Source organism: Mixta calida (assembly GCF_002953215.1).
In the GTDB taxonomy this organism is placed as follows: domain Bacteria; phylum Pseudomonadota; class Gammaproteobacteria; order Enterobacterales; family Enterobacteriaceae; genus Mixta; species Mixta calida.
On the sequence record NZ_CP026378.1, the window covers coordinates 1,504,245 to 1,530,160 of the forward strand.

A 25,916-nucleotide genomic window follows, 5' to 3' on the forward strand; every position below is an offset into this window, starting at 1 on the left:
GCAGCGGGTATCTTACGCGCCGTTACCAGAGAGAGAGCCTGATGAAACAGCCCGCCACTAAAAACCAACTGCATCCCCGTAACCGTCATCGCGAACGCTATGACATTCCCGCGCTGATCGCCGCGCATCCGCCGTTGCAGCCCTTTATTGTTATCACGCCGCGCGGCGACCAGTCGGTCGATTTCGCCGATCCGCAGGCGGTGAAAGCCCTGAACCAGGCGCTGCTGAAACATTTTTATCAGGTTGAACGCTGGGATATCCCGGAAGGTTTCCTCTGCCCGCCGGTGCCGGGACGGGCGGACTATCTGCACTATCTGGCCGACCTGCTGGCGACGGACAACGGCGGCCAGCCGCCGCGCGATATTAACGTGCTGGATATCGGTTGCGGCGCCAACTGCATCTATCCGCTGATTGGCTATCGTGAATATGGCTGGCGTTTTACCGGCTCCGAGGTGAACGCGCAGGCGATGAAGGCGGCGGGCGCAATCCTGGACGCCAATCCGACGCTGCGCCGCGGCATCCGCCTGCGTCGCCAGGCGCAGAGCAACAAGATTTTCCACGGCATCATCCATAAGAACGAGTTCTATCAGGCGACGCTGTGTAACCCGCCGTTCCACGCCTCAAGCGAGCAGGCGGCGGAAGGCAGCGCGCGTAAGGCGCGCAACCTGGGGCTGGCGAAAGGTGCGCCGCTGAACTTTGGCGGCCAGCAGGCGGAGCTGTGGTGCGAAGGGGGCGAGAAAGCCTTTATCGGCCAGATGATCGCCGAAAGTATCGATTACGCGCGGCAGGTAGTCTGGTTTACCTCACTGGTTTCACGCCGCGAACACCTTCCGACGCTGCGCCAGGCGCTGACCAACGTTGGCGCGCGCGAGGTGCGTATTATCGATATGGCGCAGGGGCAGAAGCAGAGCCGCTTTATCGCCTGGAGTTTTCAGGACGACGCCGCGCGGGCGCGGCTGATGAAACCGCGCCCCTGACGCTTATTCCGGCGCCGGCAGACTTTTCACCGCCGCCGCGCCGGTGGTCTCTTCGCTCTCCTGAATCACCTGCACCGTCTGACGCGGCGCCTTAATGCCCGCTGCGTCGAAATGTTTTTTCACCATCTCATCCAGCGCAAAGCGCACCGTCCACTGCTTCAGCGGCTGAGTGGTGATCGAAACGCGTACGGTAAAGGCGCGCTCGGTCAGCCCCACCAGGCCGGCGAAGTTCGGCTCGCCGATCACCAGCGGGCGAATATCTTCGCGCGCCATCAATGCCTCCACGGCGGAACGCAGCGCCGCATTCGCCAGATCGCTGTTCTCGCTGCGATCGACGTCGTAGTTGGCGACAAACGATCCGATGCCGCGCACAAAATTGGCGAAGGTGGTGATCGATGACCAGGGAATGATGTGATAGGCGCCGGTATCCTGGCGCACCCCGACGGAACGGATCGACATGCGCTCGACGGTGCCGGTCAGCGGGCCGATAGTCACCAGATCGCCGGTGTTCATGCCGTTTTCAAATTGGATAAAGATACCGGTGATAATATCCTTCACCAGCGTTTGCGAACCGAAAGAGACCGCCAGGCCGAGCGCGCCCGCGCCCGCCAGCAGCGGCGCGATGTTCACCCCAATCTCCGACAGTACGATCATGATGGTGATGGTGCTGATCACCACCGCCAGCGCGTTACGGAACAGCGTCAGCAGCGTGCGCGTGCGCGCGCTCGGCATCGGACGGCCATGAATATCGGAGGCGAGCCGGTTTTCGATCAGGCTCGCCAGCAGCGTCCAGCCCACCGCGGAGAAAAACAGGATCATAAAGACGCGGATCAGCACATCCACCAGCCGCTCCCCGGCGCCTGCGGTAAGCCAGTACCAGAGATCGAACAGGTTCCACGCGTTCAGCAACAGCAGCACCACGGCGAACACCGTCAGAATGCGCGCCGCCTTCAGCATAAAAGAGATCCAGCCGTTTACCCGCCTTTGCAGCTCAGGGTAGGTGCGGCGCAGCTCCGGCGACAGGGTGATGGTTTTGCTGATCCAGCGCGTCAGCATGCCGGAAATCAGCGCGCCGACGCCAATAATCGCCAGGCTGCGCACCGTCGCCGACATCATAAATTTCAGGCTGCCGCCGGGGTTAAAGATGGAGAAGAAAAAGAGCACGATAAAATAGGCGCTGGCGATCCAGTGCCAGATAAAGGCGAAGGCGCGGATAAACAGCGAGAAAAAAGAGAGCGAACGCTCGGAAAGGGCGATCAGCTCGCGCTGGATGCGGCGTCGGTTATGGAAAATCAGCCACAGCGCCCAGCCGGTCATCAGGCCCATAATTACCACGTTAACCAGCGCGCCAACCTGCACGTTAATTTGGTTCGAGACGATAGGCACCACCACCAGCAGACCGTAGCCGATGACGCCGCTCAGCCAGCTCAGACGGGTATGCCAGTAGCGCGCCCGTACGTCGCTGACAGGAAAGGGGCGCAGATCGGGATAACGCGGGCAGAAGATCAGCCGCAGCACCGCCTTAAAGAATTCGATTAGCGCAAAGGCGTTCAGGAACAATCCCTGCTGATAAGCGATAGTGCGGCTGCCGCCGTTCAGGTTATTGCTCAGGATCTGGCCCACAAACAGCGCCAGCGCCAGCAGCAGCAGATCGATGACGAACGCGCCGACAAGGGTCAGCGGCAGATGCAGCCAGCTGCCGGGCTGGTTGCTTTTCTTACGCCCCCAGCGTCCCATGCGCCGATAGAGCGGCGATATCATCATACGGATCGCCCAGTAGAAGGCGAACAGCGCCATCGCCAGCATCAGAAAGTGGTTAAGCGCGTTGAAAAAGGTTTTTTGGTTAAAGGATTTATGCGGCGCGGAGACGATATTGTGATAAAGACGGATAAAGCTGCCCGCGAACTGGCCGCCATACTCGCGCGTCACGTCGGTCACGCTTTGCAGGACGGTTTTTTCCTCTTCCTCTTCGACGCCGGGCGGCGTCAACTCCGGCGCAGCGGTATCCGAAGGGCTGGCGGCGGCGTTGCGCAGCTGTTCAATCAGCTCCTGCCGCGACTGCTCATTTTCCAGAATGGTGGCCAGCGCGCTGTAGGCCGCCTTTTTCTCCTCCACCGTGGGTTCATGCGGGGCCGCCTCGGCGGCTGGCTGCGTTTTCTGACTGGCGACGGCGGCGGCGGGCATGGAAACCGCGTGGGCCGCTGGCAGCAACATGAAAAACAGTAAACAGAGCATCCCTTTGCGCAGGCGTAACCACGCGGCGTTCATTCCCAACATCTTTCTCCCCAACGGCAACAAATACGGCGGCATTGCCTGCAAAGCATAGACTCGTCTTATGTCGGGCTGCATGGACGTCGGCGCTTATCGCGCAATCCGGCCGAGGTAAGCTTCTGAGATTCGGCCTTCATGCAGCCTGAATGGTGTAGAGTATAGACGCTGCTTTTTGCACGAATGTGCTGAATTCTAAAGTAAAGCGGAAAAGCGAGGCGGCAGGGCGACGCAGAGAGACGACGCGGGCGCTCAGCAGAGGGGAAACAGGGAAGCGGAATGAGCAGAGAGATAAAGCGGCGGCAGTAAAAACAGGCGGGGCGAACCCCGCCTGCGGCGCATCAGGAGACGTGCTGTAAAAATTCGCGCAGGCGCTCGCTGGGCGGGTTAGTGATCAGCGTATGCGGATCGCCATCTTCAGCGATGCGGCCTTTATCGATAAAGATCAGGCGCGACGCCACCTGCTGGGCGAAACCCACTTCATGAGTGACGATAACCATGGTCATTCCTTCTTCCGCCAGGTCCTGCATCACCTTCAGCACTTCATGGCGCAGCTCCGGGTCGAGCGCGGAGGTCGGCTCGTCAAACAGCATCATTTTCGGTTTTACCGCCAGCGCGCGCGCAATGGCGACGCGCTGCTGCTGGCCGCCCGACAGCTCTGACGGATAGTGATGGGCGCGATCGGCCAGCCCAACTTTGCCCAGCAGCTGTTTCGCCAGTTCATGCGCCGCCTCTTTTTTGGCGCCGCGCACGCGGATCGGACCGAACGCGACGTTGTCCAGCGCGCTCATCTGCGGAAACAGGTGGAACTGCTGGAAAACCATGCCCGCTTCCTGGCGGATCAGGCGCTCATCCACTTTCGGATCGTTGACCTTCAGTCCATCGACGATCAGGTCGCCGCTGGTGATCTCCTCCAGCTTATTGATGCAGCGCAGCAGGGTCGATTTGCCGGAGCCGGAGGGCCCGATAATCACCACCACTTCGCCCTGGTTGATCTTCAGATCGATATTGTGCAGCACCTGGGTTTGACCAAAATGCTTGGAGACGTTTTTAAATTCAATCACAGGATTTTCATCCTTTTTTCAAGGCGACGCAGCACGAAGCTTAACACCAGCGTAATAACCAAATAGATAACCGCAACCGCGCTCCAGATCTCCAGCGCGCGAAAGTTACCGGCGATAATTTCCTGGCCCTGACGGGTCAGTTCGGCCACGCCGATCACGATAAACAGGGAGGTATCTTTAATGCTGACGATCCACTGGTTGCCCAGAGGCGGCAACATACGGCGCAGCGCCAGCGGCATAATCACGTAACGCAGCGTTTCCCGACGCGACAGGCCCAGCGCCAGGCCCGCCTCACGGAAGCCTTTGTTGATTGACAGCACGGCGCCGCGGGTGATTTCCGCAATATAGGCGCCGGAGTTAATCACGATGGTGACGACGGCAGCGGTGAAAGGATCGATGCGCAGGTCGGGGAAGGCCATCGGCAGGGCGAAATAGATAAACATCACCTGCACCACGATCGGCGTGCCGCGGATCAGCTCAATAAAAACCAGCGCGATGTTGTTGGTCAGCCAGCCGCCGTAGGCGCGGGCGAAACCGGCGATCACGCCGATAATCACCCCGCCCAGCAGGCCGAGTACTGAGATCAGTAGGGTCATTTTGGCCCCTTCCAGCAGGAGGGGAAGGGCTGGCCAGATGACGCTCCAGTCGAATTCCATGGTGTTTTCTCCGGAAAATATCCGTCATTGTTGCAATAGATAAACGCAGGGATGCCGCAGCATCCCTGACGTGTTAAGCGCCTTCAGGCCTGAAATTATTTAGGTTCGCTGCCAAACCATTTTTTATAGATTGCGTTGTAGGTGCCGTTGTCGCGCAGGGTTTTCAGCGCGCCGTTGATCTTCTCGCGCAGGTCGTCGCTGCCTTTCGGCAGCGCAATGCCATACTGCTGCGCTTCAAGCGAGTCGCCGACCGCTTTGAACTGGCCACGGCCTGCGGTATTGATGAAGTAAAGGATATTCGGCGTATCGTGCACCACCGCATCCGCGCGATTGGTACCCAATTCCATATAGGCGTTGTCGATGTTCGGGAACTGACGCAGATCTTTGGTTTTAATATGTGTTTTCACATAATCGACCGAGCCGGTGCCGCTTTTCACCGCCACCACTTTGCCGTTCAGATCGTTGATGCCCTTCACGTCATTGTTGTTCGCTTTGACCATGACCAGCAGGCCGCTTTTGTAGTAGCCGTCAGAGAAGTCGATCGCTTTTTTACGTTCGTCGGTAATGGTAATGCCCGCCAGCGCCAGATCGACGTTACGGGTTTGCAGCGCCGGAATGATGCCGCTGAAATCCATCGGCTTCAGGCTGTATGAGAGGTTCAGCTGTTTTGCGATGGCATCCCATAAATCAATATCGAAACCGACATATTTGTCGCCCTTTTTGAATTCAAACGGGACAAACGCGGTGTCGGTGGCGACGACCAGTTGTTTCTCCGCCGCCGTGGAGGAGACGGCGAAGGCCAGCGCTAAAGCGGCAAGGGAAAGCTTAAAAACAGACTTCATCATTTTATCCTTATTACCGATGCGACGCGCGACGCGCCGCTATTGCCTGTGGTCATATGAAAAATCTATGCCAACTTTTCTTTATCAGCGAAAACAAGTGTCTAACAGGCTAAAACAGCCTGAGGTTTCAGATTATTCTGCTGTTGCACCAAATTGGTGATATTTTTTGGTGCAGTGCGACATAGTGGTGCGTATGCGTAAAAGATTGAGCCTGAAAATGGGGCAGAGGGGAATGGAAAAGTAGAGGAAGTGTTAAATAAATCATAAAACGATAACAAAAGCACAAAAAAGCGGATGGCATGCCATCCGCTTGTAAGCGCTAAATGAGGTTCAGCGTCAGTTATTCAATATTGGATTCGATAAACCACAGGAATTTGTCGAGGTCGCGCGAAGCGGCGGTAAGGATATCCGCAGTGTCTTCGTCTTTGACTTCGCTGATGGCTTTACGCACATCGTTAGCTACCAGGCCGTAGCGATCCGCCAGCGCTTTCAGATGATCCTGTACGCTGTGAATATTCAGCGGATAGCTTTGCAGCGGCGTTTTATCCGCGACAACCTGCGCCGTGCCCAGCGCAACGCCGCCCAGCTGTACAACGCGTTCTGCCATGGTGTCCTGATGATCGGTAATCGTGGTACGGAAGCCGTCCAGCATTTCATGTACACCGATAAAGTTAGCGCCACGCATATTCCAGTGCGCCTGTTTAGTGATCAGCGACAGGTCGATAAATTCGACAACCAGACGATTAAGTACCTCGATAGTGGCTTTTTTCTCACTCTCTGCCACGTCGTTACGGGTGTAGATCAGATCGGAAGATGTCGTTTTAACCAGTTTTGCGGTACTCATCATTAATATCCTCTAATGTCGTATGTCCTAATTAAGCACGGAATTAAGTATAGCACCGGTTTTTCGACCTGCAGGGAAGTTGCCGCCTATCGAACGAATAGTAGTTATCGAATTGCCTGTAAACAGGTTTTTTTATTGCTGACGCGCTTAAACAAAGAGGAGTAAATAGGCTGTGCGGCAGGAAAATTACTTAACTATTTGAGTTTTAATGGATTAGTTCGGGGTTCTGTTCTGTGTAATGTCATTAATAATTAATGCTATAAAGTTTAACAAAATATAATTGCGCCGTCGGCCGCACGCTTAGTCAAAATAAACGGGTATAAACGAATGCTTATTCAGTCTGTTAACCCAGACTGAATAAGAATAGTCGCAGCCAATTAATCGGCTGGCTTACCTGACGGGGCGACGGACGCGCCGCGTGGACGGCTGGTTAGCGTGGAACCGGCGGAGGCGGCGATAATCGCCAGCAGGCCCAGCCACTGCATCAGATTTAGCGACTCGCCTAAAAAGAGCATGCCGGAAAGAGCGGCCATGGCCGGTTCCAGACTCATCAGCGTGCCGAAGGTGCGCGCAGGTAAACGCGTCAGCGCCACCATCTCCAGCGAATAGGGCAGTGCGGTGGAGAGAATGGCGACCGCCAGCGCAATTGGCAGCAGAGAGAGCTGCCAGATGCCGTCTGCGGCAAAAGTGACCCCCAGCGGCACAAAAATCACCGCGGCGATAATCGATCCCATCGCCACGGTCGCCGGTCCGTGATCGGCCCCGGCGCGCTGTCCCGCCAGAATATAGATAGCCCAGCAGGCGCCTGCGCCGACCGCCAGCGCCGCGCCCAGCGGATCGACATGGCTGAGGCTGTGACCCAGCGGCAGCAGCCACCACAGCCCCAACACCGCCAGCAGCACCCAGATAAAATCGATGGCGCGACGCGATCCGAACAGCGCCAGCGACAGCGGGCCGGTGAATTCCAGCGCCACCGCTACGCCCAGCGGCACGGTGCGGATAGAGAGATAGAAGAGATAGTTCATCGCCCCTAACGCCAGACCGTACACTATCAGCGCCTTACGCTGCCGTGCGTTGAAGCGCAGTCGCCATGGCTTGAAAATCAGACAGAGGATCAGCGTGCCGAGACTGAGACGCAGCGCGGTGATGCCGGTAGCGCCTGCGCTGGGAAACAGCGACTTCGCCAGCGCCGCGCCGCCCTGAATAGAGATCATAGCTATCAGCAAGACAATAACCGGCAACAAGGTTTGCGATGATGTGAGCGTGGTCTGAAAAGAGCGGAAGGACATCCTGTAACCTGCCTCAATAATCCATAGAAAGATAATGAATCGACAGTGTACCGTTGAGCGTCAAAAAGGTCAGCGGCGCGAGAAAATTTTGCCGTTTGGGTAAAAAAATTTTCTGCTGAGAGCGGTGATTTTTTCGTCAGCAAGGCCGTTTTTGCGTAAAGAAATGTCAGATTTATTTAAGAACTATCTTAATGAACCTTTTTTTGATCGTCTGAATTCGGCGGAGTGAAACAGGAAAAACATAAGAAAAAAGAATGACCTGCGACACTTCATTAACTTTCTGTTACACCAAACACGTTGTTAGACAATGATTTCAAGGCAGAGTTTCCCGCTGAGTTTTGTTATATTTTCAGCGTTGTCAGGAGAGAAGTACTATCACATTTGAGGTGGTTATGAAAAAAATTGCATGTCTTTCAGCACTGGCTTGTGTACTGGCAGTTACTGCCGGTTCCGCAATGGCGCAAAGCACCGTTACTGGCGGTTACGCTCAGAGCGATATGCAGGGCGTTGCGAACAAAGCTAACGGCTTCAACCTGAAATATCGTTACGAAGACGGTTCTAACCCGCTGGGTTGGATCGGTTCTTTCACCTACACCGAGAAAGATCGTAGCGAAGACGGCTTTTACAACAAAGGCCAGTACTACAGCATCACCGGTGGTCCGGCTTACCGTTTCAACGACTGGGCGAGCATCTACGGCGTAGTAGGTATCGGCTACGGTAAATTCCAGCAGAACGAGCAGGCTGCCTATAACAAAACCGACTCCAGCGATGTTGGTTTCTCTTACGGCGCTGGTCTGCAGTTCAACCCGTATGAAAACTTCGCTATCGACGTAGGCTACGAGCAGAGCCGTATCCGCAGCGTTGACGTTGGCACCTGGATCGCAGGCGTCGGCTACAGCTTCTAATCTTGCCGCAGGCAGGATAACAAAAACGGCCCTTCAGGGGGCCGTTTTTTTATGGGCGCTATCCGCAACACTTGCGTTTTCAGATAATGCCGGTATCAGCAGCGTGGGCTGGCGTCTGCCGAACCGCGCCAAATCAGGCGCGGGCAGCGCTCGGTTTCGGCGCAGCCGCTGGTCAGCATGTCCAGCAGCGCTAAGCGCAGGCGAAAAGGCGAGCGCGTCAGCAGACAGAGCATTCCCTTCCAGCCCGCATCCGCCTGGCGTGTGCGTTGAACACATTTGCCACAGTCCAGGCAGCGTTTCATTGTGTTCATGGAGACCTCCGGTTTATCGTCTGACGATTAACATGCACAGCCCTGCGATAAAGAGCAGAAACATTAACAACAGCAGGTAAGGTTCGTTCATTTCAGACGCCTTAGCTGTTACGCAGGCTGATTACTTTATCAACAAATATAGCACTGGCTATATCCTTTAGCTAATGCTAATTAGCGAAAATTTGTGCTTCGTTGCTGATGGTTTACAATGAGCCACCTGTACGCCGGCAGTGTCTGATCATGACCGGTTGAAGAATAAGAGGAAGCTGAATGAGTCGTCGCGCAAAGCCGGCCCCCGCCAGGGTTAACGGGCCGTTAAAAGAAATAGAAGAGCATGTCGAAGGGTTCCGACAGGTCCGCGAAGCGCATCGCCGTGAGTTAATTGATGACTATGTTGAGCTGATATCAGATCTGATTCGCGAGTTTGGCGAGGCGCGCCAGGTCGATATGGCCGCGCGGCTTGGCGTCTCGCAGCCGACGGTGGCAAAAATGCTGAAGCGGCTCGGCAGCGCCGGGCTGGTAGAGCAGGTGCCTTACCGCGGCGTGTTTCTGACCCATGAGGGCGAGAAGCTGGCGGAGGAGAGCCGCGCGCGCCACCATGTAGTTGAGATGTTTTTGCTGGCGCTGGGCATCAGCCCGGATACCGCGCGCCGCGACGCGGAGGGGATCGAACATCACGTCAGCGATGAAACTCTGAGCGTTTTCCGTCAATTCTACGAAAGTCGTCAATAACTTTTCTTCTGGAACGTAAGCCATGATGGCAACCTTGATTAAGCCGTTCCTGCACGATCGTTTCCTGCATTTGCTGCTGCTGTTGGGGCTGCTGCTGGCCTGCATAGCGCCGTTCCACTGGCGCGATCTGCCCGCCGCCATCGACTGGCACACTATCGTGACGCTGTGCGGCCTGCTGATGCTAACGCGCGGCATCGAAGCCAGCGGCTATTTCGACGTGCTGGGACGCAAGCTGATCCGTCGTTTTCGCCATGAGCGCGCGCTGGCGCTGTTTATGGTGGCCGGCGCCGCGCTGCTTTCCACCTTCCTGACCAACGACGTGGCGCTGTTTATTCTGGTGCCGCTGACCCTGACGCTGCGCCAGGCGACCACGCTGCCGGTAACGCGCCTGATTATTTTCGAGGCGCTGGCGGTGAATGCCGGCTCGATGCTGACGCCCATCGGCAATCCGCAAAATATCCTGCTGTGGGGGAAGGGCGGCGCAAGCTTCGGCGCTTTTATGTGGCAGATGTTGCCGCCTGCGGCCTTTATTATGCTGAGCCTGCTGCTGCTGACCGCCTTTTCTTTTCGTCCGCGCGTGATTCAGCAGCAGACGCAGCAGCCGGTCAGCTGGCAGCGTTCGCTGCTGTGGCTTAGCGTGGCGCTTTATCTGCTGTTTATCGCGGCGCTGGAGCTGAAGCTGGCGGCGTGGGCGCTGCTGGCGATCGCCGTCGCGTATCTGCTGCTGGCGCGACGGGTGCTATTGCAGATTGACTGGAGCCTGCTGGTGGTGTTTATGGCGATGTTTGTCGATGTGCATCTGCTCACAAAGCTGCCTGCGCTGCAACAGGCGATGCAGTCGCTGACGCAAGCGGGCGAAGGGGTACATTACCTGCTGGCGCTGGGGCTGTCGCAGGCGATCAGCAACGTGCCGGCCACCATCCTGCTACTGCAGTTTTTGCCCGCCAACGCGCTGTTGGCCTGGGCGGTCAATATCGGCGGCTTTGGCCTGCTGCCCGGTTCGCTGGCCAATTTGATTGCGCTGCGCATGGCGCAGGACAGGCGCATCTGGTGGCAGTTCCATCTCTTCTCCGTGCCAATGCTGGCCTGGGCCGCGCTCTCCGGCTGGCTGCTCTGGCTGCTGCTGGGCTAAAGGCCGTTTTAGCTCCGCATGCGGTTGCCGCAGCGGAGCGTCGCTAATTGTCAATGAACCCTGGTATTTGTCATTTTTCTTTCTATGGTTAAGCTTGATTGTAATTTCAGGATTGACTGTTATTTCCCAGGAAGATAAATGCCTATGACGCAAGCAAACGATACGCCTTCAGATGATGAAAAATCGCAGCAGGACGCCAGTGCGCATCAGAATCAGGAGCGGCAGGATGAGGATAAACCGCGTAAGCGGCCCGGAAAAAAACCGCTAATCATCCTTGGCATTGTGGTGATAGTGATGCTGATCGTAGCGTTTTTCTTCTGGTTCACCACGCGTAATGAAGAGACCACCGACGACGCCTTTACCGAAGGCAACGCGGTCACGATTGCGGCGAAAATGTCCGGCTACGTGGTAAAGCTGCTGGTAAACGATAACCAGCGGGTGAAAAAAGGCGATCTGCTGCTGGTGATTGACCCGCGCGATACCGAAGCGCAGCGCGATCAGGCCAAAGCGCAGCTGGCGCTGGCCGAGGCGCAGCTGCATCAGGCGGAGGTGCAGCTGGCGCTGGCGCGCGTGCAGTATCCGGCGCAGCGCGATCAGGCGCTGGCGCAGCAGGCGCAGGCGGAAGCCAATCTGCTTAACGCCGAGTCGGACTACCGCCGTCTGCGCGGCGTCGATCCGCGTGCGACGTCACAACGCAATATCGATACCGCCAGCGCACAGCTGCGTTCCGCCCAGGCGCAGTTGCAGAGCGCTAAAGCGCAGGTGGAAGTGGCATCGCAGGTGTCGTTGCAGATCCGGCAGCAGGAAACCAACGTCGAAGCGCGCCGTCAGCAGGTCGAACAGGCGAAAGCGCAGCTGAATACCGCCGAGCTGAATCTCTCTTATACCGAGGTGCGCGCCCCTTACGACGGCTTCGTCACCAAACGCAACGTACAGACCGGCACCCTGGTTCAGGCAGGCAGCTCGCTCTTTTCGCTGGTGTCGCCCGATATCTGGGTAACCGCCAACTTTAAAGAGTCACAGCTGGAGCGTATGAACCCTGGTGACAGGGTCACTATTAGCGTCGACGCCTGGCCTGATATGGCGCTGGAAGGTCATGTCGACAGCATTCAGATGGGTTCCGGCTCGCGCTTCTCAACCTTCCCGGCGGAAAACGCCACCGGCAACTTTGTAAAAATCGTCCAGCGCGTACCGGTAAAAATCGTTATCGACAAAGGCCTGGACCCGAATAAACCTCTGCCGCTGGGACTCTCCGTGGTGCCTAAGGTTACGGTGGAATGAGTCCGAGCCAAAGCTGGCAGCCGGCCAGCAACCCCTGGCTGGTGGCGATAACGGTGACGCTGGCGGTATTCATGGAGATCCTGGATACCACCATCGTCAACGTGGCGCTGCCGCATATCGCCGGCACGCTCTCTTCCAGCTATGACGAATCCACCTGGGTATTGACCTCCTATCTGGTGGCGAACGGCATCGTGCTGCCGATATCCGCCTTTTTCAGCCGCCTGTTCGGGCGTAAGCAGTACTTTCTGATCTGTATTGTGATGTTTACCGCTTGCTCCTTCCTGTGTGGCATCGCCACCGAGCTGTGGCAGATTATTCTGTTCCGCATCCTGCAGGGCTTTTTCGGCGGCGGGCTGCAACCGGTGCAGCAGTCGGTGCTGCTCGATTACTTTAAGCCGGAAGATCGCGGCAAGGCGTTCGGCCTGTCGTCGATTGCGATTATCGTCGCGCCGGTCGTGGGGCCAACGCTCGGCGGCTGGATAACGGATAACTACAGCTGGCGCTGGATCTTCTTTATTAATGTGCCGGTGGGTATCCTTTCCGCGTTGGCGATCTATCAGCTGCTGGAAGATCCGCCGTGGGAACGGCGCTGGGCAAAAAGCAAAATCAACATCGACTATATCGGCATCAGCCTGATTACGCTCGGTCTCGGCTGTTTGCAGGTGATGCTCGATCGCGGCGAAGATGAAGACTGGTTCTCCTCGCACTTTATTCAGTTCTTCGGCGTCATGACCTTTATCGGTCTGGTCGGCGCGGTCTACTGGCTGCTCTACGCCCGTCGCCCGGTCGTGGAGATCGGCGTGATGCGCGATCGCAACTTCTGGGTCTCCGGGCTGCTGATGGCGGGCATGGCGATGATCCTCTATGGCAGCTCGGTCGTGCTGCCGCAGCTGGCGCAGCAGGATTTAGGCTATACCGCCACCTGGTCAGGGCTGGTGCTGTCGCCGGGGGCGATACTGATCGTGCTGACGATTCCGCTAGTGCTGAAGCTGATGCCGAAGGTGCAGACGCGCTGGATTATCGCCTTCGGCTTTACCTGCCTGATGCTGTCGATGTTCTACTCCGCAACGCTGACGCCGCAGGTAGATTTCACTACGCTGGTGCTGATGCGCAGCGCGCAGTCTGTCGGCCTCGGCTTCCTGTTCGTGCCGCTGACCACTATCGCGTTCGCCACCATTCCACAGCATCTGAACGCCGACGCCTCGGCGCTGTTCACTATGTTCCGCAACGTGGCGGGATCGATCGGCATTTCGCTCTCTACCGCCGCGATCACTGAGCGTGAGCAGGTACGTAGCGCGCATCTGGTGCATAACATGACGCCGCTGAACGAGCAGTTCAACATTACCCTTGAGCGCTGGGCGCAGGCGATCCGCGATTACACTTCGGCGGCGGGCGATCCGCTGACATTGGCCGCCGGTCAGCTCTATCAGCAGATGATCGTTCAGGCGCGTATTCTCGCCTATGTGGATGTGTTTATTGGACTGGGCATCGTCGCCTTTATTTTGATTCCCTTATGTTTACTGCTTTCGCCGGTTAAAAGCGAAGGCAGTGCAGGAGCGCACTGACATGAACGTTACCAGGCAGTTAACCCGTCCCCGCCCCGGCCTGCTGGCGCTGTCGCTGCTGCTGGCGGGCTGCGCGGTCGGCCCCGATTACCAGCCGCCGCAGGCGCAAACCCCGACCAGCTGGCGCGACCTGCCTTCGCAGACGGCGTCACGTCCGCAGCCCGGCGCGCCCAGCGCCAGCTGGTGGAAAAGCTTTAACGACCCGCAGCTTAATAGCCTGATCGATCGTGCTATCGCCGGCAACCTGTCGTTACAACAGGCGGTATTGCGCATCGCCGGCGCGCGCGAGCAGCTGGCGCAGGCGCGCGGCGGGCTGTTTCCCGCAGTGAACGGCAACGTCTCGGCGCGGCGTCAGCAGCTGGGAGCGAAAGGGATGCTGGAGGCGAACGGCGCCTATAATCAGCTCGATCAAAACGCACCGGAGCTGCGTTCGTCGCTCGACAGCCTGACGCAGCCGATCAGCCTCTATCAGGGCAGCTTTGACGCCTCGTGGGAGCTGGATCTGTGGGGAAAGTGCGTCGTCAGGTGGAAGCGGCGGGGGCGCAGCAGCAGGAATCGATCGAGAGCCGCAACGATGCGCTGGTTTCGCTGGAGGCGGAGGTAGCGCGCGCTTATTTACAGCTGCGCGGCGCGCAGTCGGTGACGCAAACGCTGCAAACGCAAATCGAGGTGGCGCAACAGACGCTGGAGCTGACGCAGAGCCAGCAGCGCAACGGCCTGGCGCCGCAGCTGGATGTGGAAAATGCTCGCGCCCAGCTTAGTTCGCTGCGCGCGCAGCTGCCGCAGTATCAGGCGCAGGCGCGTCAGGCGATGAACGGCCTGGCGGTTCTGATCGGCAAGCCGCCGGGCGCGCTGGACGCCGAGCTGATGCGCCCCAGGCCGCTGCCCGCGCTGCCTGCGGCGGTGCCGGTCGGCATTCCCTCTACGCTGGCGCGCCGCCGTCCCGACATTCGCCAGGCGGAGGCGAACCTGCACGCCGCCACCGCCAATATCGGCGTCTCGGTGGCGCAGCTGTTCCCCAGCCTGTCGCTTACCGGCCAGCAGGGCGTGCGTAACACCGATGCTTCATATCTTGATAACTGGAGCAGCCACTTCTACAGTTATGGCCCGGCGCTGTCGATTCCGATTTTCCAGGGCGGCAGGCTGGTTTCCAGCGTCAGGCTGTCGCGCGCGCAGCAGGCCAGCTCGGCGCTTAACTATCGCCAGACGGTGCTGACCGCATTGCAGGATGTGGAAAACGCGCTGGTCAGCTACCGCACCGATCAGGAGCGGGTAACGCAGCTGGATGAGACGGTCAGCGCGCTGCAAAGCAGCTTCGACCTCGCCAGCGACAGCTACAAGAAAGGGCTGTCCACCTTCCTCGACGTGCTGGATGCGCAGCGTCAGCTGTCGCAGGCGAAACAGCAGGCGGAGCAGGCACGGGTGCAGAGCAGTCTTGACCTGGTCGCGCTGTATAAAGCGCTCGGCGGCGGCTGGGAGAATTATCAGAACGTGCAGCTGCCCGACTATTCGGTGTTCGGCCCGGCGACGCCCGCCAGCTAGCCTCAGCCACGCAGTTATCACGCCGCCGGGACAGGCCCGGCGGCAACGCGCTTTCCTCAGCCGCGTCCCTTTCTCTGTTTTTTCTCTGTCTCTTTAAGCCAGCGCCCGATCGCGCTGCAACTTTTCCGCTGCGAGGTTTTCCCGTCTGCTTTACCTGTTTCCTGTTATGCCTCTTTCTTTCTGGCGGATGTCAGGCCGACTTTCTGCAACAGGCTAAACTGTCGTTTCTTTTTGTGGTTATTTAAAATAAATATTTCTTTTTTGCGCCATCAGCCTTTGTACGTCAGTCCGGTAAAGAAACCTTTTTTTCACTCTCTAACAACCTTATAAGCTGAATAGTGTGACCTGAATCGGACTTTAAAAAGAACGTCATGACGCCTGCCACAAAATCCACATTCCACTATTAATTAAATTGAAAAAAATAATCTATGTTGTGATGTGAAAGGTTTGCGTTGCTTTTGCAGGCGCAGACCGGTTTTCTCTTCAAACAGGTTGCTGGAGTTATCATGCCAAAAGAACAATATCTTACGCTAAGCAACGCTTCCGGCCCCAACAGCAACACGCGCACCGAGCCTTTCGTGAAGGTAATTGCGGTGATTGCAACGCTGGGCGGATTGCTGTTTGGTTACGACACCGGCGTTATATCCGGTGCGCTGCTGTTTATGGGCGATGAGCTGCACCTGACGCCGTTTACCACCGGTCTGGTCACCAGCTCGCTGCTGTTCGGCGCCGCCTTTGGCGCGCTGTTGGCCGGTCATTTCGCCTCTGCGGCCGGGCGGAAGAAAATCATCATGGTGCTGGCGGTGATATTCGCTCTCGGCGCGGTCGGCACCGCGCTGGCGCCTGATGTTCACTGGATGGTTTTCTTCCGCGTGGTGCTGGGCGTGGCGGTCGGCGGCGCGGCGGCGACGGTACCGGTCTATATCGCCGAAATCGCGCCGGCCAATAAGCGCGGTCAGCTGGTGACGCTACAGGAACTTATGATTGTTTCCGGGCAGATGCTTGCCTATATCTCCAACGCCACCTTTAACGCGGCGTGGGGCGGGGCGGAGACCTGGCGCTGGATGCTGGCGATCGCCACCGTCCCGGCGGTGCTGCTTTGGTTCGGCATGATGTTTATGCCCGATACGCCGCGCTGGTACGCAATGAAAGGTCGCCTGGCGGAGGCGCGTCGCGTGCTGGAGCGCACCCGCGCCAAAGAAGATGTCGAATGGGAGCTGACCGAAATCGAAGAGACATTGCAGGAGCAGGAGAACCAGGGCAAGCCGCGCCTGCGCGAGCTGAAAAAGCCGTGGCTGTTCCGTCTGTTCCTGATCGGCATCGGCGTGGCGGTGATCCAGCAGCTCACCGGCGTCAACACTATTATGTACTACGCGCCGACGGTGTTGACCAACGTCGGCATGAGCAACAGCGCCGCGCTGTTCGCCACCATCGCTAACGGCGCCATCTCGGTGCTGATGACCTTCTTCGGCATCTGGCTGCTGGGTAAAATCGGCCGTCGCACCATGACCATGCTGGGGCAGTTCGGCTGTACCGCCTGTCTGTTTTTTATCGGCCTGGTCAGCTGGCTGATGCCGGAGACGATTAACGGCCAGCCCGATATGCTGCGTAGCTATATGGTGCTGCTGGGCATGTTGATGTTCCTCTGCTTCCAGCAGGGCGCGCTGTCGCCGGTGACCTGGCTGCTGCTGTCGGAAATCTTCCCGACGCGCCTGCGCGGCATCTTTATGGGCGGCGCAGTGTTCGCCATGTGGATCGCCAACTTCGCCATTTCCCTGATGTTCCCGATGATGCTGGCAACGGTTGGTCTGGCGGGCGCCTTCTTTATCTTCGGGGCGATCGGCATCGGCGGCGCGATTTTCGTCCTCAACTGTATCCCGGAAACGCGCAACCGCAGCCTGGAACAGATAGAACACTATCTGCGCGACTGGCTGTCGCCGGATCGTGAAACGCCGCCGCATCCGGCTCCGATCGGGCAGAAAGCGGGAGAGCACGGCGGTTAACATTTCCGCACCGGGCTGGCGGTATTCGCCAGCCCTTTTTTATGGCACAATGCCCGCCAAATTACGTTTATTTCCCCCGCATAAGTAAGGCAATCCCTGTGCTAGTTTCCAGCAACGTTACCATGCAGTTTGGCAGCAAACCGCTGTTTGAAAATATCTCCGTCAAGTTCGGCGGCGGCAATCGCTACGGCCTGATCGGCGCGAACGGCAGCGGTAAATCCACCTTTATGAAAATCCTCGGCGGCGATTTAATGCCAACCGCCGGCAACGTCTCCTGCGATCCGAACGAACGTATCGGTAAGCTGCGTCAGGATCAGTTCGCGTTTGAAAAATTCAGCGTGCTGGACACCGTCATTATGGGACATGACGAACTGTGGCAGGTGAAGCAGGAGCGCGACCGCATCTATGCGCTGCCGGAAATGAGCGAAGAGGATGGCTACAAGGTCGCCGACCTGGAAGTGCAGTATGGCGAAATGGATGGCTACACCGCCGAAGCGCGCGCCGGCGAACTGCTGCTGGGCGTAGGCATTCCTATGGAGCAGCACTACGGCCCGATGAGCGAAATCGCGCCGGGCTGGAAGCTGCGCGTGCTGCTGGCGCAGGCGCTGTTCTCCAACCCCGATATTCTGCTGCTCGATGAACCGACCAACAACCTGGATATCGACACTATCCGCTGGCTGGAGCAGGTGCTGAACGAGCGCGACAGCACCATGATCATCATTTCGCACGACCGTCACTTCCTGAATATGGTCTGCACCCATATGGCGGATCTCGACTACGGCGAGCTGCGCATCTATCCGGGCAACTACGACGAATATATGACCGCCGCCACTCAGGCGCGCGAGCGTCTGCTGGCCGACAACGCCAAGAAAAAGGCGCAGATCGCCGAGCTGCAATCCTTCGTCAGCCGCTTCAGCGCCAACGCCTCCAAGTCCCGTCAGGCGACGTCGCGCGCTAAACAGATTGATAAGATCAAGCTGGACGAGGTAAAAGCCTCCAGCCGTCAGAACCCGTTTATCCGCTTCGAGCAGGATAAGAAACTGTTCCGCAATGCGCTGGAAGTGGAAGCGTTGACCAAAGGCTTCGATAACGGCCCGCTGTTCCGCGACCTGAATCTGATGCTGGAAGTGGGCGAAAAGCTGGCGGTGCTGGGCACCAACGGCGTCGGTAAAACCACGCTGCTGAAAACGCTGGTGGGCGATCTGACGCCGGAAAGCGGCACCGTGAAGTGGTCCGAGAATACGCGCATCGGCTATTACGCGCAGGATCACGCGGAAGATTTCGATAACGATCTGAGCGTCTTCGACTGGATGAGCCAGTGGAAACAGGAAGGCGACGACGAGCAGGCGGTGCGCAGTATTCTGGGCCGTCTGCTGTTCAGCCAGGATGAGATCAAAAAGCCGGCGAAGGTACTGTCGGGCGGTGAAAAAGGGCGCATGCTGTTCGGCAAGCTGATGATGCAGCGTCCCAATATTCTGATTATGGATGAGCCGACCAACCACCTGGATATGGAATCGATCGAATCGCTGAATATGGCGCTGGAAGCCTATCAGGGCACGTTGATCTTCGTCTCCCACGACCGTGAATTCGTTAGCTCTCTGGCGACGCGCGTGTTGGAGATCACCCCGGAGAAAACGATCGACTTCAGCGGCAGCTACGAAGATTACCTGCGCAGCAAAGGCGTGCAGTAAGCGCCTGACGCCTCAGCACCATTCTCTGGCGCTGAAACCGCTCTCCCCAGGGCCGCCTTTTCGGGCGGCCTTATTTTTCCCGCACGATCGATGGCATATTGCTGACCCACACCTGATTTTTTCCACGCCGTTTGGCCTGATAGAGCGCCGCATCCGCCTGAGCGATCAGCGCGGCAGGCGTGGTGACGGGCAGCACGCGCGGCTGCCAGTGCATGCCAATACTGATGGTCACCACCTTTTCCGGCACGCTGCTTTTCTCATGGGGCAGCGCCAGCGACGCTACCGCGCGTACCGTCTGCAACGCTAACAGATGCGCCTCCGGCTGCGTCTTATCGGCGACGACGATAATAAATTCTTCGCCGCCGTAGCGGGCGACAAAGTCTTCGCTGTGCTGCAACTGTTGCTTCAGACAGGCGCCCACCTGACGCAAACATTCGTCGCCTGCCAGGTGACCGTAGTTATCGTTGTAGGCTTTAAAGGCGTCGATATCGATCAGCATGATGGTCAACGGCGTACGCAGCTTCAGCGCGCGCTCCATCGCGCGCGGCAGAAACCAGTCCAGCTGACGGCGGTTGGCCAGTCCGGTCAGGCCGTCAAGCATCGCCAGACCCTGCAACGTGCGATTCATGCAGGTAAGCTGATCGCGCACGCGCGTGAGCTCCAGCTGGTTGCGCAGATTCAGCCGGATATGATGCAGAATAATAAAGCCCAGCACGAACAGCAGCGCCAGCAGCACCAGGTTCAACAGCACAAAGCTGATAGAATCGGCGATCCAGTCCTGCCTGATCTGTTGGCGGTCGTAGCCCGCCGTTACTACCAGCGGATAGCTTTTCAGACTGGCGTAGCCAAAAATACGCGCGCGCCCGTCCACCGCCGCCCGATAGACCGCCGCGCCGCTGGCGGTGTTTTTCAACAGGTCGGTAAACAGCGGGCTTAAAGAGATGTTTTGGTTGATCAACGCATCGCTGTAAGGACGAATATAGAGCAGATGTCCATCCGCCTTCATTAACGCCATCAGATCGCGATCGCCCAGATTGTAGTAATCGTATACCTGGCGAAAATAGTCGAGGCGGATACCGGCCATCACCACGCCGCGAAAACGGCCATCGGGATAGTTGAGACGGGCGGAGACGGGGATAATCATATGGCCGTTGATGCGGCTGCGGATCACATCGCCGATATGCAGCTGGCTTTCGGCAGAGTCGCGGTGAAAGCGGAAATATTCCCGGTCGGCGTTATTGCTATTGAGCGGCAGCGCGCTATCGGAGGCGACCATTGGCTGGCCCTCCTCATTGTAAATCACGATGTTATCCAGCGGCGGCAGCGCCGCCTTGCGCGTATGCAGCAGCTGGCGCAGATAGTCGAGCTGCGACGCAATGCCGTTGTCATCGATGCGGTCGCGGATGTCGCGTAGCGTCAGATCGATCTGGAGAAAGGTATCTTCCGCCTGACGTGAAAGGGAAACCGATAAGTTGCGCGCGTTTTCTTCCGTAATGTGCAACGTGCGCTGCCAGCTGTTCCACAGCGTCCAGCTGTCAATAGCGATGACCGCGCTGCTGATGACGAACAGAAACACCAGCATCATCTGGCGCAGCACGGGTTTTGACGCGCTGTCGCTCTCTGCGTTCATTACGTGCGCTTGCTTCTTTTTTCCATTATCCATGCTTCAAATATAACCAGGGAAAGGAAAAGCTGCTGAGTAACAAGCGCAACAGAGGCGGGCGGCGTCGTTTCAGGGCTGGCCGTGGCCGCATACTTCGCAGGCGGGATCTTTCGCCACCTTCATTTCACGAAACTGCAACGTCATCGCATCGTACATCAGCAGTTTGCCAGCGACCGGCGCCCCGTAGCGCGTCAGCAGACGGATCGCCTCCATTGCCTGCAATGCGCCGATCACGCCCACCAGCGGCGCCATCACGCCCGCTTCCACGCAGCTAAGAGCTTCGCCGCCGAACAGTCGGCTGAGGCAGCGGTAGCAGGGCTGATTTTCATCCTGCCAGCTGAAGACGCTGATCTGGCCTTCCATGCGGATCGCCGCGCCGGAGACCAGCGGCACGCGGTGCTGATGGCAGAGTCGGTTCAGCTGTTCGCGCGTCGCCACGTTGTCGCTGCAATCCAGCACCACCTGATGCTGCGCGATCAGCGCCGCCAGATCGTCATCCTCCAGCCGGGCGTTAACCGCGCGCAGCTGAATCAGCGGATTGATTTGCGTCAGCCGTCGGCGCGCCGATTCCACCTTCGGCGCGCCGATCTCCGCGTCGCTGTGCAGCACCTGACGTTGCAGGTTGGAGCGCGACACCACGTCAAAATCGAGCAGGGTCAGCGTGCCGACGCCGGCCGATGCCAGATAAGGGCTGGCGGCGCAGCCCAGCCCGCCCAGGCCCACCACCAGCGCGCTGGCGGCTTTCAGCTGTTCCTGGCCCTCAAAATCGAAACCGCGCAGCACGATCTGGCGGTTATAGCGCAGGGTCTCTTCGTCAGTCAGCTCAGGCAGCATCTCAGCCTCCCAGCAGAGCATTGAAAGGTTCGATCTCCACCCATTCGCCCGGCTCCACGCTGCCGCGATCGCGCTCCAGCACGATAAAACAGTTGGCCTGGCTGAAAGAGCTGAAAACATGGGAGCCCTGATGCCCGGTGCTGGCGACCTGCAGTTCGCCATCTTCGCCGCGACTCACCACGCCGCGCTGGAAATCGAGGCGCCCCGGCGACTTTTTCAGACGGGTGACGGCGCGCGCGCGCTGACGCGGCGGCAGCGCAGAGCCTTGCAGTCCGCTCAGCTTCGCCAGCAGCGGTTGCACCAGCTGATAGAAGGTGACGGCGGCGGAAACCGGATTGCCCGGCAGCCCGCAGAACCAGCTTTTGCTCAGGCGGCCGAAGGCGAACGGCTTGCCGGGTTTGATTGCCAGCTTCCAGAAGGTGATTTCTCCCAGCTCGTCCAGCATCGCTTTGGTATAGTCCGCCTCGCCAACCGAGACGCCGCCGCTGCTGATCACCAGGTCCGCCTCTTTGTCGGCGCGCACAAAGGCGGCGCGCAGCGCGTCGGGATCGTCGCGGATAATGCCGAGGTCGATCACCTCGCAGCCGAGCGCGTCAAGCATCAGGCGCACGGTAAAGCGGTTAGTGTCGTAAATCTGACCCGCCGCCAGCGGTTCGCCGACCGGCTGTAGTTCATCGCCGGTGGAGAAAATCGCCACGCGCAGCCGACGCAGCACCTCGACCTCGCCGATGCCCAGCGAGGCGATCAGCGGCAGTTCCGCCGCGCCCAGCCGCACGCCCGCCGCCAGCACGCTATCGCCCTGACGAATATCTTCACCGGCGCGACGAATGTTCTGTCCCGCCTTCACCCCGGCGGTAAAGCGAACGCGGTCGCCTTCCGGCACGGTCTCTTCCTGCATCACCACCGCTTCAGCGCCCGCGGGCACCGGCGCGCCGGTCATAATGCGAATGCAGCTGCCTGCGGGCCAGTCGCCGTTAAAGGGCGCGCCGGCGAAAGCTTTCCCGGCGACCGGCAGCGCGTCGCCGTTGAGATCGCTCAGGCGCACGGCATAACCATCCATCGCCGAGTTATCGAACGGCGGCACGTTGAGCGGCGACACTACCGGCGCGGCGGTGATGCGGCCTGCGGCGGTATAAATTGAAAGACGTTCGCTGTCGGTCAGCGGCGTCAGCTGCGCCAGCATTTTTTGCCGGGCGTCTTCAAGGGAGATAAGTCCCGCAGTAAAACTTTCCATTTGGCCTCCGGCCAGAAATGACGGATGGCGCCTATTATGGCGCGAAACGGCCCAACGATCATCCTGTCCGCGTGTGGGTTAAGTTTGGTTATGAGATATAACGCTTTGTTATTAAAGCGTGCCGGGCTTTCTGCTTTACATCGTCTTCATGGCTACCTATAGTCAAAATTTGCCGAAAAATCATAACATCACATCATCTCAGCCGTTTCCGGCGGATTCAGAACACAGGGTAAACGCATGATGGGCAGAGCAGCTATTGCCATTCACGGCGGCGCGGGAGCGATTGCACGCGCAGCGCTGAGCGCCGGGCAGGAACAACGCTATTTGGAGGCGTTAAGCAACATTGTCGCCAGCGGACAGGCGATCCTCGCGGCGGGCGGCAGCGCGCTGGATGCCGTGACGGAGGCGGTGCGTCTGCTGGAAGAGTGCCCGCTGTTCAACGCCGGGAAAGGCAGCGTCTTTACCCACAACGGCACGCACGAACTCGACGCCTGCATTATGGATGGCCGCACGCAGAACGCGGGCGCAGTCGCAGGCGTGGCGCGCATTCGCAACCCGGTGCTGGCGGCGCGCGCGGTGCTGGAAAACAGCCCGCACGTTTTACTGAGCGGCGCGGGCGCGGAACAGTTCGCCCTTGAACAGGGGCTGGAGCAGGTGGCGCCCGATTTCTTCTCGACCGACGAGCGCTGGCAGCAGCTACAGCGCGCGCTGGCGTCGCAGCAGACGCTGCTGGATCACGACGGCGCGGCGCAAGCGGCCCCGCTCGACGCCGACCGCAAGCTGGGCACCGTCGGCGCCGTAGCGTGCGACGGCGAAGGCAACCTTGCCGCCGCCACCTCGACCGGCGGCATGACCAATAAGCGGCCAGGGCGCGTAGGCGATTCGCCCCTGCCGGGCGCCGGCTGCTTTAGCAACAGGCGGGTGGCGGTCTCCTGCACCGGCACTGGCGAAGTCTTTATTCGCACCCTGGCCGCCTATGACGTCGCCGCGCTGATGGAATACAGCGGCTACAGTCTGCGCCAGGCATGCGCGCACGTGATTCACGATAAAATCCCCACGCTGGAGGGCAGCGGCGGCCTGATCGCCATCGACGCCGACGGCAATATCGCCATGCCGTTCAACACCGAAGGCATGTATCGCGGCTACGGCTATGCGGGCGAAAGTCCGGTAGTGGATATCTGGCGGACACGCTAAGGAGCCGCCATGACAGAACCTTCTTCCCCCTTCATGCTGGCGGACGACAGCGTACTGGCGGTGCGCGATCTCAGCGTCAGCTTCACGCAGCAGGGCCAGGTGACCCAGGCGGTGCGCCAGCTCTCGCTGGAGGTGCGGCGCGGCGAAACCCTGGCGCTGGTTGGCGAATCGGGCTCCGGGAAATCAGTGACTTCGCTGGCGCTGATGCGCCTGATCGAACAGAGCGGCGGGCGCCTGGAGAGCGGCGAGCTGTGGCTACGGCGGCGCGATAATTCCGTCGTCGATCTGGCGCGGCTGCGGCAGTCGCAGATGCGCGCCATTCGCGGCGCTGATATGGCAATGATTTTTCAGGAGCCGATGACTTCGCTGAATCCGGTGTTTCCGGTCGGCGAACAGATCGCCGAGTCGGTGCGGCTGCATCAGGGCAAAAGCCACCAGCAGGCGCTGGCGGAGGCGCGGCGGATGCTCGATCTGGTGCGCATCCCCGAAGCGCAAAACGTCATGACCCGCTTTCCCCATCAGCTTTCCGGCGGCATGCGCCAGCGCGTGATGATCGCCATGGCGCTCTCATGCCGCCCGGCGCTGCTGATCGCCGACGAGCCGACCACGGCGCTGGACGTCACCATTCAGGCGCAGATCCTTCAACTGATCCGCGTGCTGCAAAAAGAGATGGAAATGGGGGTGATTTTTATCACTCACGATATGGGCGTGGTGGCGGAGATGGCGGATCGCGTTCAGGTGATGTACCGCGGCGAGGTGGTGGAAAGCAACGACACCGCCGCGCTGTTCAGCGCGCCGCAGCAGCCTTATACGCGCGCGCTGTTGGCGGCGGTGCCGCGCCTCGGCGCGATGCATGGTCAGCCGCTGCCGCGCAAGTTTCCGCTGCCGGGCGAACAGGAGAGCCGGGAAATGCTGCCCGATACGGTGCGGCGCGAGGAACAGCCCATTTTGCAGGTGCGCGACCTGGTAACCCGTTTCGATATTCGCGCCGGCCTGCTGAACCGCGTGAAGTGGCGGGTGCATGCGGTGGAGAAGGTCAGCTTCGATCTGCATGCGGGCGAGACCCTGGCGCTGGTGGGAGAGTCGGGCTGCGGCAAGTCGACCACCGGCCGCTCGCTGTTGCGTCTGGTGGAAAGCCAGGGCGGCAGCATTACCTTTAACGGCCAGCGCATTGATCGCCTGCGGCCGCATCAGCTGTCGCACCTGCGCCGCGATATCCAGTTTATCTTTCAGGACCCGTACGCCTCGCTCGATCCGCGTCTTACCGTCGGCTTTTCGATTATGGAGCCGCTGCTGATTCATAAGGTGATGTCGCGCGCCGAAGCGGAAAAGCGCGTCGCCTGGCTGCTGGAAAAGGTGGGCTTGCTGCCGGAACACGCCCGTCGCTATCCGCACGAGTTTTCCGGCGGACAGCGGCAGCGTATCTGCATTGCCCGCGCGCTGGCGCTCAACCCGAAAGTGGTGATCGCCGATGAATCGGTGTCGGCGCTGGATGTCTCGATACAGGCGCAGATCGTTAATCTGATGCTCGATTTACAGCGTGAATTCGGCATCGCGTTTCTGTTTATTTCGCACGATATGGCGGTAGTGGAGCGCATCAGCCATCGCGTGGCGGTGATGTATCTCGGACAGATTGTGGAGATCGGCCCGCGGCAGGCGGTGTTTGAAAATCCGCAGCATCCCTATACCCGCAAGCTGATGGCGGCGGTGCCGGTAGCCGATCCGGGACACCGACGCCGCGAACGCGCGCTGCTGGTGGATGAGCTGCCCAGCCCGCTGCGCGCGCCAGGTGACGAGCCTGCCGTCGCGCCGTTAATCAAAGTAGGCGATGGGCACTACGTCGCCCGTCACACCATCAGCGGCGCCTGAGCGGGCCCGGCTTTTGCATA

At 59.0% G+C, this 25,916-nt stretch carries 20 protein-coding genes and 1 pseudogene; 11 read left to right on the forward strand and 10 right to left on the reverse strand.

Features of this window, described 5'->3' with window-relative positions; genetic code table 11:
- Nucleotides 1-41 precede the first annotated feature (41 nt).
- Nucleotides 42-977, forward strand: a complete 936-nt coding sequence (rlmF, locus tag C2E16_RS07130; RefSeq protein ID WP_038627192.1) for a 23S rRNA (adenine(1618)-N(6))-methyltransferase RlmF — start codon at nt 42-44, stop codon at nt 975-977.
- Between the two features lie 3 nt (nt 978-980).
- On the opposite strand, the gene ybiO is transcribed toward rlmF, so the two are convergent.
- From ybiO to rhtA, 6 genes are all read right to left on the reverse strand, one after another.
- On the reverse strand, nt 981-3,254 hold the full coding sequence (ybiO, locus tag C2E16_RS07135; RefSeq protein WP_038627190.1) for a mechanosensitive channel protein: 2,274 nt from the start codon (nt 3,252-3,254) through the stop codon (nt 981-983).
- A 332-nt stretch (nt 3,255-3,586) separates the two neighbouring features.
- The gene (gene glnQ / locus C2E16_RS07140; RefSeq protein ID WP_038627188.1) at nt 3,587-4,309 is read right to left on the reverse strand and encodes a glutamine ABC transporter ATP-binding protein GlnQ; all 723 of its coding nucleotides are present in this window, start codon (nt 4,307-4,309) and stop codon (nt 3,587-3,589) included.
- Nucleotides 4,306-4,965, reverse strand: coding sequence for a glutamine ABC transporter permease GlnP (gene glnP / locus C2E16_RS07145; protein WP_084970776.1), 660 nt, complete (start codon nt 4,963-4,965; stop codon nt 4,306-4,308). The genes glnQ and glnP overlap by 4 nt, the downstream gene beginning before the upstream one ends.
- Nucleotides 4,966-5,060: 95 nt before the next feature.
- Nucleotides 5,061-5,807: a glutamine ABC transporter substrate-binding protein GlnH gene (gene glnH, locus C2E16_RS07150; protein ID WP_038627184.1), complete on the reverse strand. Its 747-nt coding sequence runs from the start codon at nt 5,805-5,807 to the stop codon at nt 5,061-5,063.
- Between the two features lie 340 nt (nt 5,808-6,147).
- Nucleotides 6,148-6,651, reverse strand: coding sequence for a DNA starvation/stationary phase protection protein Dps (gene dps / locus C2E16_RS07155; protein ID WP_038627182.1), 504 nt, complete (start codon nt 6,649-6,651; stop codon nt 6,148-6,150).
- 377 nt (nt 6,652-7,028) lie between these two features.
- Nucleotides 7,029-7,940 carry a threonine/homoserine exporter RhtA gene (gene rhtA / locus C2E16_RS07160; RefSeq protein ID WP_038627180.1) on the reverse strand — a complete coding sequence of 304 codons (912 nt, stop codon included), beginning with the start codon at nt 7,938-7,940 and terminating at the stop codon, nt 7,029-7,031.
- A 392-nt stretch (nt 7,941-8,332) separates the two neighbouring features.
- On the opposite strand from rhtA, the gene ompX reads away from it, so the two are divergent.
- On the forward strand, nt 8,333-8,845 hold the full coding sequence (gene ompX, locus C2E16_RS07165; protein WP_038627179.1) for an outer membrane protein OmpX: 513 nt from the start codon (nt 8,333-8,335) through the stop codon (nt 8,843-8,845).
- Nucleotides 8,846-8,940: 95 nt separating this feature from the next.
- Here the strand turns inward: ompX and C2E16_RS07170 are convergent, their stop codons facing one another.
- Nucleotides 8,941-9,156, reverse strand: a complete 216-nt coding sequence (locus C2E16_RS07170) for a hypothetical protein (protein WP_038627177.1) — start codon at nt 9,154-9,156, stop codon at nt 8,941-8,943.
- Between the two features lie 270 nt (nt 9,157-9,426).
- On the opposite strand from C2E16_RS07170, the gene mntR reads away from it, so the two are divergent.
- The 7 genes and pseudogenes from mntR to C2E16_RS07205 all read left to right on the forward strand — a co-directional run bounded on the left by mntR (nt 9,427) and on the right by C2E16_RS07205 (nt 19,102).
- On the forward strand, nt 9,427-9,888 hold the full coding sequence (mntR, locus tag C2E16_RS07175; protein ID WP_038627175.1) for a manganese-binding transcriptional regulator MntR: 462 nt from the start codon (nt 9,427-9,429) through the stop codon (nt 9,886-9,888).
- Nucleotides 9,889-9,913: 25 nt separating this feature from the next.
- Complete coding sequence (locus tag C2E16_RS07180; RefSeq protein ID WP_084970783.1) at nt 9,914-11,020, forward strand: SLC13 family permease; 1,107 nt, start codon at nt 9,914-9,916, stop codon at nt 11,018-11,020.
- Between the two features lie 144 nt (nt 11,021-11,164).
- The gene (locus C2E16_RS07185) at nt 11,165-12,301 is read left to right on the forward strand and encodes an HlyD family secretion protein (RefSeq protein ID WP_084970782.1); all 1,137 of its coding nucleotides are present in this window, start codon (nt 11,165-11,167) and stop codon (nt 12,299-12,301) included.
- Nucleotides 12,298-13,866, forward strand: coding sequence for a DHA2 family efflux MFS transporter permease subunit (locus C2E16_RS07190; RefSeq protein WP_038627173.1), 1,569 nt, complete (start codon nt 12,298-12,300; stop codon nt 13,864-13,866). The genes C2E16_RS07185 and C2E16_RS07190 overlap by 4 nt, the downstream gene beginning before the upstream one ends.
- A 1-nt stretch (nt 13,867) precedes the next feature.
- Nucleotides 13,868-15,408: pseudogene (locus tag C2E16_RS07195) on the forward strand (efflux transporter outer membrane subunit).
- A gap of 506 nt (nt 15,409-15,914) precedes the next feature.
- Nucleotides 15,915-17,411, forward strand: coding sequence for a sugar porter family MFS transporter (locus C2E16_RS07200; protein ID WP_038627169.1), 1,497 nt, complete (start codon nt 15,915-15,917; stop codon nt 17,409-17,411).
- Between the two features lie 98 nt (nt 17,412-17,509).
- Nucleotides 17,510-19,102 (forward strand): ABC-F family ATPase, encoded by a 1,593-nt coding sequence (locus C2E16_RS07205; protein ID WP_084971472.1) that lies wholly within the window; start codon nt 17,510-17,512, stop codon nt 19,100-19,102.
- Nucleotides 19,103-19,172: 70 nt separating this feature from the next.
- On the opposite strand, the gene C2E16_RS07210 is transcribed toward C2E16_RS07205, so the two are convergent.
- From C2E16_RS07210 to moeA, 3 genes are all read right to left on the reverse strand, one after another.
- Nucleotides 19,173-20,765 carry a sensor domain-containing diguanylate cyclase gene (locus C2E16_RS07210; protein WP_244947398.1) on the reverse strand — a complete coding sequence of 531 codons (1,593 nt, stop codon included), beginning with the start codon at nt 20,763-20,765 and terminating at the stop codon, nt 19,173-19,175.
- A 69-nt stretch (nt 20,766-20,834) separates the two neighbouring features.
- On the reverse strand, nt 20,835-21,599 hold the full coding sequence (gene moeB, locus C2E16_RS07215; protein ID WP_104951456.1) for a molybdopterin-synthase adenylyltransferase MoeB: 765 nt from the start codon (nt 21,597-21,599) through the stop codon (nt 20,835-20,837).
- Between the two features lies 1 nt (nt 21,600).
- On the reverse strand, nt 21,601-22,833 hold the full coding sequence (gene moeA, locus C2E16_RS07220) for a molybdopterin molybdotransferase MoeA (RefSeq protein WP_084971470.1): 1,233 nt from the start codon (nt 22,831-22,833) through the stop codon (nt 21,601-21,603).
- Between the two features lie 240 nt (nt 22,834-23,073).
- Here moeA and C2E16_RS07225 point away from each other — a divergent pair, with 240 nt between their 5' ends.
- Together C2E16_RS07225 and gsiA are read left to right on the forward strand one after the other, a co-directional pair.
- Entirely contained in the window at nt 23,074-24,027 is a 954-nt protein-coding gene (locus tag C2E16_RS07225; protein ID WP_038630069.1) for an isoaspartyl peptidase/L-asparaginase family protein, read from the forward strand.
- A 9-nt stretch (nt 24,028-24,036) separates the two neighbouring features.
- Nucleotides 24,037-25,896, forward strand: coding sequence for a glutathione ABC transporter ATP-binding protein GsiA (gsiA, locus tag C2E16_RS07230; RefSeq protein ID WP_038627161.1), 1,860 nt, complete (start codon nt 24,037-24,039; stop codon nt 25,894-25,896).
- The last annotated feature ends 20 nt before the right edge of the window (nt 25,897-25,916 follow it).